The organism is Azoarcus taiwanensis (assembly GCF_012910885.1).
Taxonomy (GTDB): domain Bacteria; phylum Pseudomonadota; class Gammaproteobacteria; order Burkholderiales; family Rhodocyclaceae; genus Azoarcus_F; species Azoarcus_F taiwanensis.
The window spans coordinates 1-8,899 of the sequence record NZ_WTVM01000147.1; the positions used below are offsets into that span (position 1 = coordinate 1).

At 60.3% G+C, this 8,899-nt stretch carries 10 protein-coding genes; 8 read left to right on the top strand and 2 right to left on the bottom strand.

Annotated elements, in window-relative coordinates; translation table 11 throughout:
- Window positions 1-509 precede the first annotated feature (509 nt).
- Window positions 510-728 (top strand): translation initiation factor IF-1, encoded by a 219-nt coding sequence (infA, locus tag GPA21_RS17245; RefSeq protein ID WP_168989347.1) that lies wholly within the window; start codon window positions 510-512, stop codon window positions 726-728.
- Window positions 729-767: 39 nt separating this feature from the next.
- Here infA and GPA21_RS17250 read toward each other — a convergent pair whose 3' ends face one another.
- Together GPA21_RS17250 and GPA21_RS17255 are read right to left on the bottom strand one after the other, a co-directional pair.
- On the bottom strand, window positions 768-1,766 hold the full coding sequence (locus GPA21_RS17250; protein ID WP_168989348.1) for an HpcH/HpaI aldolase/citrate lyase family protein: 999 nt from the start codon (window positions 1,764-1,766) through the stop codon (window positions 768-770).
- 93 nt (window positions 1,767-1,859) lie between these two features.
- Entirely contained in the window at window positions 1,860-2,852 is a 993-nt protein-coding gene (locus tag GPA21_RS17255) for a malate dehydrogenase (protein WP_168989349.1), read from the bottom strand.
- 227 nt (window positions 2,853-3,079) lie between these two features.
- On the opposite strand from GPA21_RS17255, the gene GPA21_RS17260 reads away from it, so the two are divergent.
- The 7 genes from GPA21_RS17260 to gltA all read left to right on the top strand — a co-directional run bounded on the left by GPA21_RS17260 (window position 3,080) and on the right by gltA (window position 8,761).
- Window positions 3,080-3,808, top strand: coding sequence for a GntR family transcriptional regulator (locus tag GPA21_RS17260; RefSeq protein ID WP_168989350.1), 729 nt, complete (start codon window positions 3,080-3,082; stop codon window positions 3,806-3,808).
- A 110-nt stretch (window positions 3,809-3,918) separates the two neighbouring features.
- Window positions 3,919-4,308, top strand: a complete 390-nt coding sequence (sdhC, locus tag GPA21_RS17265; protein WP_168989351.1) for a succinate dehydrogenase, cytochrome b556 subunit — start codon at window positions 3,919-3,921, stop codon at window positions 4,306-4,308.
- On the top strand, window positions 4,302-4,649 hold the full coding sequence (gene sdhD / locus GPA21_RS17270; protein ID WP_168989352.1) for a succinate dehydrogenase, hydrophobic membrane anchor protein: 348 nt from the start codon (window positions 4,302-4,304) through the stop codon (window positions 4,647-4,649). Before sdhC ends, sdhD begins: the two co-directional genes overlap by 7 nt.
- A 2-nt stretch (window positions 4,650-4,651) precedes the next feature.
- Window positions 4,652-6,445: a succinate dehydrogenase flavoprotein subunit gene (gene sdhA / locus GPA21_RS17275; RefSeq protein ID WP_168989353.1), complete on the top strand. Its 1,794-nt coding sequence runs from the start codon at window positions 4,652-4,654 to the stop codon at window positions 6,443-6,445.
- Between the two features lie 17 nt (window positions 6,446-6,462).
- Window positions 6,463-7,173, top strand: a complete 711-nt coding sequence (locus tag GPA21_RS17280; RefSeq protein ID WP_168989354.1) for a succinate dehydrogenase iron-sulfur subunit — start codon at window positions 6,463-6,465, stop codon at window positions 7,171-7,173.
- Window positions 7,170-7,415: an FAD assembly factor SdhE gene (locus GPA21_RS17285; RefSeq protein WP_168989355.1), complete on the top strand. Its 246-nt coding sequence runs from the start codon at window positions 7,170-7,172 to the stop codon at window positions 7,413-7,415. Before GPA21_RS17280 ends, GPA21_RS17285 begins: the two co-directional genes overlap by 4 nt.
- A 50-nt stretch (window positions 7,416-7,465) precedes the next feature.
- Entirely contained in the window at window positions 7,466-8,761 is a 1,296-nt protein-coding gene (gene gltA / locus GPA21_RS17290) for a citrate synthase (RefSeq protein ID WP_168989356.1), read from the top strand.
- The last annotated feature ends 138 nt before the right edge of the window (window positions 8,762-8,899 follow it).

Consider the following 8,899-nt stretch of genomic DNA (forward strand, 5'->3'; position numbering starts at 1 on the left):
ACCATCGGTTACGGACTGCCGGACTTCGCAGAGGAACTCAACTACGGAGTCGATCTATCAACCATCTGAGGGTGGTATCAGATTGATGGGGTGAAGGTGCCCCATCAACCATTAAATCCGTATACCCGTAATTATAAGGAATTGCGGCGCTTGTTTAAGGGTGGAAGGGCCAGTTCGAGTCAAACAAATGCAGAGCGGATGTTCGGTCAAGCCTCCGGTGCCGGGAAGCTTGGTATCGTGTATAATGTAAAAATATTCAGTTTGCAGAAAGCCTTGGTTTTCTGCGCCCAAAGGCTCGGGCGAATGCCCTGCGCCAATCTTCGTTGCGATCTTTGTGTTGCAGCGTCTCGGTAGCCGAAAGCTGCCGCTTTACAGCCAGGCAAAACGTTTCTGGTGCGCGCTTGCCGCTTGGCGCGGCATTCGATCGCGCCTTGCAGCCTCGGCCTGTGCGTCACTCGGCCCACAGCGAGGATCGCAGGTTCTTGCCTCGTGAAATTCAGGAGAAAACAATGGCCAAGGAAGAACTGCTCGAGATGGAAGGGGTAGTCGATGAAGTACTGCCCGATACGCGGTTCAGAGTCACACTCGAAAACGGCGTTGCTGTGTCGGCCTACGCATCGGGCAAGATGCGCAAGCACCGTATTCGCGTGCTTGCCGGTGACCGCGTCAGCGTGGAACTGTCGCCTTACGATTTGACCAAGGCGAGAATTCGCTTCCGTCACAAATAAGGCTCTCATGAGCGGGCGCAGCGGTTTGCTGCGTCCAGTTCAATTCGTGGGGCCGAACAGGTTCGATGCCTCTGGCGGTGCATCGACGCCGGTCGCACGGGCCCTGCGAAGCAATTCCCAGTAGTAGCGATAGCTCGCTCTGTCATGCAGTCTCTCGCGGTGACGGATGGGCCCCCAGTCCGCGGCTTGTGCGGCGAGCAGAATTTCGGTGGCGTCCTGCACTTCGGCGAAATCAGGCTGCATGACCTCGATGATGGGGCGGATCTGGTTCGGATGGATGCTCCACATACGCATGAAGCCAAATTCGCGACGTGCCCGCCGGGCATCGCTGCGAATCACCTCCAGATCCCGCAGTTCGGTTGTGACGTTGTGGGACGGGACGACACCGTTGGCGAGGGCCGCAGCCGCGATCTCGCACTTGGCCCGAACCACGAGCGGATGAGTGAACTGCCCTGGGCTGCGCATTGCATCGGCGCCAATGGCGCCATGATGTGCCGATACAAAATCCATCAGCCCGAAGTCGATTGATTCGACGCCTGCGAGCGCCGCGATGTCCCACACTTCGCGCAATGCACCATGGGTTTCGATAAGAACATGCACTGGAAGCGGCCGTGACTGTCCGGCGGAGGCTTCAATCTTGCGCAGGGTGTCGATCTGCAGACAGGCATCCTTTGCCGAGCGCACCTTGGGTAGTGTTACGAAGGCGATCCGTTCGCCGGCACGCGGCACGAGGAGTTCGAGATCATCGACCCAGTGTGGATGAGTGATGTCGTGTATCCGTACGCCGACGCGACCGAAGCGGTTGTCACCGTCAAGGATGAGGCTGGCGACCATCTGCGCATGCTCTGACTCGGCACCAGTTGGCGCCCCGTCTTCGCAATCGCATGTGATGTCAAAGACCGGGCCCATATCGTTTTGCAGCGCGAGCGCTTTCCGTATCAGCTTCTCCGAACCGGCATAGTGATCCACGGCCGGGAGGGCGGGAAAGGGCGCTTCGCCCTCGAACAGCACTTCATCGGGTCGCTTCAGGCCGCTCATCCTGACGGTCTCCTCTGCTTTCGTGTTTACTGATTATGGACAAAAAGAACGCACAGCCTGCGGCCGTGCGTTCTTTTCGTGTGCTTGTCTTGCTCAGGCAAGCAGATCCTTCACGCCGTCGCGCTCTTCGAGCAGCTCGTTCAAGGTGTGGGTCATGCGCTCGCGCGAGAACTCGTCGATCTCCAGGCCCTGGACGATCTTGTATTCGCCGTTCTCTGTGGTGCAGGGGAAGCCGTAGATGATGCCCTCGGGGATGCCGTAGGAACCGTCGGACGGCACGCCCATGGTCACCCATTCACCGTTGGAGCCCAGCACCCAGTCACGGATGTGGTCGATTGCGGCGTTGGCTGCAGAAGCCGCGGAAGAAAGGCCACGCGCTTCGATGATGGCTGCGCCGCGCTTGCCGACGGTGGGCAGGAAGGTGTCGCGGTTCCAGGTTTCGTCGTTGATCAGGTCCTTGACGCTGTCACCGTTGGAGGTCACCTTGCGGTAGTCGGCGTACATCGTGGGCGAGTGGTTGCCCCACACGACGAGATTCTTCAGGCTGGAAACCGGACGGCCGGACTTGGCAGCGAGCTGTGAAAGCGCGCGGTTGTGGTCCAGACGGAGCATGCCGTGGAAGTTGCGCGACTTCAGACGACCGTACTTCTCGGCGGTCTTCATCGCAATGTAGGCGTTGGTGTTGCAGGGGTTGCCCACGACGAGGATCTTGCAGTCCGGCGAGGCGTGCTGGCCGATGGCTGCGCCCTGGACGGTGAAGATCTTGGCGTTCTCGGTGAGCAGATCCTTGCGCTCCATGCCGGGGCCGCGGGGGCGGGCGCCAACGAGCAGGGCCACGTCGGCATCCTTGAATGCGACGTTGGGGTCGTCGGTTGCGATCATGCCGGCGAGCAGCGGGAAAGCGCAGTCGTCGAGTTCCATCATGACGCCGCCCACGGCCTTCTGTGCCTGAGGCAGGTCCAGCAATTGCAGGATGACTGGCTGGTCCTTGCCCAGCATTTCACCGCTGGCGATGCGGAACAACAGGCTGTAGCCGATCTGGCCGGCAGCGCCGGTGACGGCGACGCGTACGGGGGCTTTGCTCATTTGGATACTCCCTCAAAAGCGACGACGGTGCGTCGAGAATGGATCTGTATAGTCCCCTGCGGCAGCTTGAGTTCGCCTCGCTGGGGACGGCGGGCAAACCCCGACTGTTACCCGAGGCGCAAGGATGTTAGACGTCGGGCGGATTAATGTCAAATCCTGTCTTATGTCTTATATAAGACACAAGACAATGGATAGACGACTTCATTTTTTTGTGCTGAAATACGCCGATGAGCGTCGATGCACCCACCTTCAGCCCGCTATATCGGCAAATCAAGGACCTGATGATTCAGGCGCTTGAGGCCGGTGAGTGGCGTCCCGGGCAGTTGATCCCCAGCGAGCAAGAACTCGCTGCGCGCTTCAGTGTGTCCCAGGGCACCGTCCGCAAGGCGATCGACGAACTTGCCGCCGAAAATCTCCTTGTGCGCAAACAAGGCAAGGGCACCTACGTTGCTTCGCATCACGACCCTCGCGCGCTGTTCCGATTTCTGCGGCTCGTGCCGATGGATGGCGATCTCGCCCACCCCGAAAGCGTACCGCTCGAGTGCTGGCGTGCCAAGGCCGGGCTCGAGGCGGCGCGTATGCTCGGCATCCGGCAAGGCGACCTGATCATCATCGTGAGGCGAATTCTGCGCTTCTCGGGCGATCCCGTGGTGGTGGACGAGATCTATCTGCCCGGCGAGATCTTTCAGGGGCTGACGCTGGAGATGTTGCAGGACTGGCGCGGTTCGCTTTACAGCCTGTTCGAGACGCGATTCGGTTTGCGCATGATTCGGGCGCAGGAGCGCCTGCGTGCGGTTGCCGCCGATCGCGGAACCGCCGAAATACTCAAGGTGAAGGAGGGTAAGCCCCTGTTGTCGGTCGAGAGGGTGACTTATACCTATGGCGACAAGCCGGTCGAGTGGCGCCGGGGTTTGTACCTGACTGACGACCACTTCTATCTGAACGAACTGAATTGATGTTACCAGGGTGCAGCGTCATGCGCCTCGCTCTGGGCTAAAATTAAAAGATTTAGTCGGTAGTTGTTTGAAACGCGGCCGCTTCGCCGCACATCGAGGGGTGTAACACTATGTCAGAAGCCACAGCGCGCAAGCCAAGGCCGAAACACCTGGCTTTGCACGAGATCCGGCTGCCGTTGCCGGGAATCGTGTCCATTCTTCATCGAGTCAGCGGGGCTGGTCTGTTCCTCCTGCTGCCGTTCCTGCTGTTCCTGTTCGACCGCAGCCTGGGTTCGGCCGAGAGTTTTGCGGTGTATCAGAGCGTGGTTTCGAACTGGTTCATCAAGCTGGTGTTGTTCGGTCTGCTCTGGGCCTACCTGCATCACTTCTGTGCTGGTATCCGTTTTCTGTTGCTCGATCTTCACATCGGGGGCGACCTCGAGCCGGCTCGCAAGAGTTCCAAGATCGTGCTCGCCGTCAGCATCGCGCTGACCTTGATCATTGGGGTGATGCTATGGTGAAGCGTATCGTCGTAGGTGCGCACTACGGGTTGCGCGACTGGATCGGCCAGCGGGCCTCCGCGGTCTATATGGCGATCTATACCGTCATTTTCGCGATCGCCGCGCTCACTCTCCCCGAAATGAGCTACGAGGCGTGGTCCGGGCTGTTCTCCGGCGGCCTGATGCGCTTCCTCACCTTCCTGTTCTTCCTCGCCTTGTTCTATCACGCATGGATCGGTGTGCGTGACATCTTCATGGACTACATCAAGCCGACCGGCCTGCGCCTGGCGCTGCATGTTGTGGTTCTCTTCCTGCTCTTCGGCTATGCCGGTTGGGCGGCTCAGATTCTGTGGAGGCTTTGAGCGTGACTGTAGCCAAGCGTACCTTTGATGCCGTTATCGTCGGCGCCGGCGGCGCCGGCCTGCGTGCGGCCCTCCAGCTTTCGGAAGCCGGACTGAAGACTGCCGTGCTGACCAAGGTCTTCCCGACCCGCTCTCACACAGTCGCCGCCCAGGGCGGTGTGGCTGCCTCGCTCGGCAACTCGACCGAAGACAACTGGCACTGGCACATGTACGACACCGTCAAGGGGTCGGACTGGTTGGGTGACCAGGACGCGATCGAGTTCATGTGCCGCAAGGCCAATGAAGTCGTCGTCGAACTCGAGCACTACGGCATGCCGTTCGACCGCACCGACAACGGCAAGATCTACCAGCGTCCGTTCGGCGGCCATTCGCAGAACTATGGCCAGACACCGGTTTCGCGCTCCTGTGCAGCGGCCGACCGCACTGGTCACGCCATGTTGCATGCGCTTTACCAGCGCAACGTCCGTGCGAATACCCAGTTCTTCGTCGAGTGGATGGCACTCGATCTGGTGCGCGACAGCGAGGGCAACGTCGTCGGTGTAACCGCACTCGAGATGGAGACTGGCGAGGTCACGATTTTCCACTGCCGCGCGACGATCTTCGCGACCGGCGGTGCCGGCCGGATTTATCACAGCTCGACCAACGCCTTCATCAACACTGGCGACGGTGCCGGCATGGCGGCGCGTGCCGGCATTCCGCTGGAAGACATGGAGTTCTGGCAGTTCCATCCGACCGGCGTGGCTGGTGCCGGTGTGCTGATCACCGAGGGCGTGCGCGGCGAAGGTGGCATTCTGCGCAATGCCAGCGGTGAGCGTTTCATGGAGCGCTACGCGCCCAACCTCAAGGATCTTGCATCGCGCGACGTGGTTTCGCGCGCAATGACCACCGAGATCAACGAAGGTCGCGGTTGCGGTCCGGACAAGGATTACGTGCTGCTCGACATCACGCACCTTGCGCCCGAGACGATCATGAAGCGCCTGCCGGGCATTCGCGAGATCGCGATCCAGTTCGCTGGTGTGGACCCGATCAAGGAGCCGATCCCGGTGGTGCCGACCTGCCATTACCAGATGGGTGGCATCCCCACCAACTACAAGGGCCAGGTCGTGGTGCCGAAGAACGGCGACCCGAACAGCGCGGTGTCCGGTTTTTACGCTGCCGGCGAGTGCGCCTGCGCGTCGGTGCACGGTGCCAACCGCCTTGGTACCAACTCTCTGCTCGATTTGCTCGTGTTCGGCAAGTCGGCCGGCGAGACCGTGGTTGAGGATTTCAACAGCGGCGCGTTGCCGCTGCGCGAGCTGCCGGCAGACGCGGCTGACTACTCCCTGTCCCGGATGTCGCGCCTCGAGTCGCAAACCAACGGCGAAAGCGTCTTCGACGTCGGCCTGGAGATGCGTCGCACCATGCAGAAGCATGCGGGTGTGTTCCGTTTCGACGACCTGCTCAAGGAAGGTGTCGCCAAGATCAACGAAGTGGCCGAGCGTGCCAAGCGGACCGAGATCAAGGACAAATCCAAGGTCTGGAACACCGCCCGCATGGAAGCTCTCGAGCTGGACAACCTGATCGAGGTTGCCAAGGCGACGATGGTGTCGGCCGAGGCCCGCAAGGAGTCGCGTGGCGCCCATGTGCGCGACGATGCGCCTGATACGCCCGAGACGCCGAACGGCCGTAACGACAAGGAATGGCTCAAGCACACGCTGTGGTACAGCGAGGGTAACCGCCTGGATTACAAGCCGGTCAATCTCAACCCGCTCAACGCGGACACCAAGCCGATTGCGCTCGCCAAGCGCACTTACTGAGCGTCGGAGAACAAGACATGACGAAGCGTACGCTGCAACTCAAGATCTACCGCTACGATCCGGACAAGGACGAGAAGCCCTACATGCAGGACATTTCGGTCGAGCTCGAAGCTTCCGACAAGAAGCTGCTCGACGCACTGGTCCGGCTGAAAGGGGTGGATGACACCTTGTCATTCCGTCGCTCCTGCCGCGAAGGCGTCTGCGGTTCGGATGCGATGAACATCAACGGCAAGAATGGCCTCGCATGCCTCACCGATCTGGAGAGTCTTCCCCAGCCGGTGGTGCTCCGGCCCTTGCCGGGTCTGCCGGTCATTCGCGATCTGATCGTCGACATGACACAGTTCTTCAAACAGTATCACTCGATCAAGCCGTACCTGATCAACAACGATCCGACGCCGGAGCGCGAGCGCCTGCAGACGCCGGAAGATCGTGAAGAGCTGAACGGTCTGTACGAATGCATTCTTTGCGCATGCTGCTCGACCTCGTGCCCCTCGTTCTGGTGGAATCCGGACAAGTTCGTCGGGCCTGCAGGGCTGCTGGCAGCCTACCGCTTCCTTGCCGACACGCGTGACCAGGCAACCAGCGAACGCCTCGACAACCTCGAGGATCCGTATCGCCTGTTCCGTTGTCATTCGATCATGAACTGTGTTGACGTCTGTCCGAAGGGTCTCAATCCGACCCGGGCGATTGGCAAGATCAAGGACATGATGGTCGCGAGAGCGGTATGAGTATCAACAGGGGGCGCGTGCGCTGGCAGTGTCGTCGGGCCTTGCTCGAACTCGACCTGGTGTTCACGCGCTTTCTGCAAGAGCATTTCGACTCTCTCGACGAGAGTCAGCTGGCGGATCTCGATGACCTGCTAAAGTGCGAGGATCATGATCTTTGGGCTATGGTCAATGGCAGCAAGCCGTGTACCGAGCGCCGCTGGGAGGAGATGATCGCGATGCTGCGCGCACAGCGCGCCGGGTGATCGTCAAGGGAGTTGGAAGTCAATTCGGGCAAGAAAACGAGGGATAACCTATGAGCACTGAACGCACCGCAACGCTAACCGTCGATGGCAAGACCGTCGAGTTTCCGGTCATGTCCGGCACGCATGGGCAGGACGTTATCGACATTCGTACGCTGGGCGGCAAGACGGGTCTTTTCACCTATGACTCCGGCTTCCTGTCCACCGCGAGTTGCAAGTCATCCATCACCTTCATCGATGGTGACAAAGGCGAACTGCTGTATCGCGGTTATCCGATCGAGCAGCTTGCGGAGAAGTGCAGCTTCCTCGAGGTGGCCTATCTGCTGAAGAACGGCGAGCTGCCGAACGCCGCGCAGAAGCAGGACTTCGAAACCACGATCAAGTCGCACACGATGCTGCATGATCAGCTTACCCGCTTCTACAGCGGTTTCCGCCGCGACGCGCATCCGATGGCAATCATGGTCGGCGTGGTCGGGGCGCTGTCCGCGTTCTACCACGAGGCGATGGACTTCTCCGATCAGGAGCACCGCAACATCTCGATCAACCGGTTGATTGCGAAGCTGCCGACGATCGTCGCCATGGCCTACAAGTACAACACCGGCCAGCCCTTCATGTATCCGCGCAACGATCTCGATTACACCTCGAACTTCATGCACATGATGTTCGGCACACCGTGCGAGGAGTACAAGCCGAACCCGGTTCTGGTGCGAGCACTCGACGTGATCTTCACCCTGCACGCCGATCATGAGCAGAACGCCTCCACCTCGACGGTGCGTCTGGCCGGATCGTCGGGCGCCAACCCGTTCGCTTGCATCTCCGCCGGTATCGCCTGCCTTTGGGGCCCCGCCCACGGTGGCGCCAACGAAGCTTGCCTGAACATGCTCGAAGAGATCGGCGATGTCTCGCGCGTCGGCGAGTACATCAAGCGCGCGAAGGACAAGAACGACAGCTTCAAGCTGATGGGGTTCGGCCACCGGGTCTACAAGAACTTCGACCCGCGCGCCAAGCTGATGGGCAAAGTCTGCGCCGACGTGCTGGGCGAGCTCGGTCTCGAGAACGACCGCCTGTTCAAGCTGGCCAAGGAACTCGAGAAGATCGCGCTCGAGGACGAGTACTTCGTCGAGAAGAAGCTCTACCCGAACGTCGACTTCTACTCCGGTATCGTGCAGAAGGCGCTCGGCATTCCGACCTCCATGTTCACCTGCATTTTCGCGCTGGCGCGCACCGTCGGCTGGATCACGCAGTGGGAAGAGATGATCACCGATCCCGAATACAAGATCGGCCGTCCGCGTCAGCTCTATGTCGGTGCGGCACGCCGCAGCGTCCCGGATCTGACAGCCCGGGGCTGAAGAATGCAAGACGGGCACGCGCTCGATTCGCAGGCGTAAGCCACATGCGGGATGGTCGCAGGGTCGGCCATCCCGTTTTTGCTTGATTGCAGCGTTCGCCCCGGTAGAACAACCCCCCAGCCAGCAGGTGGCAAACCA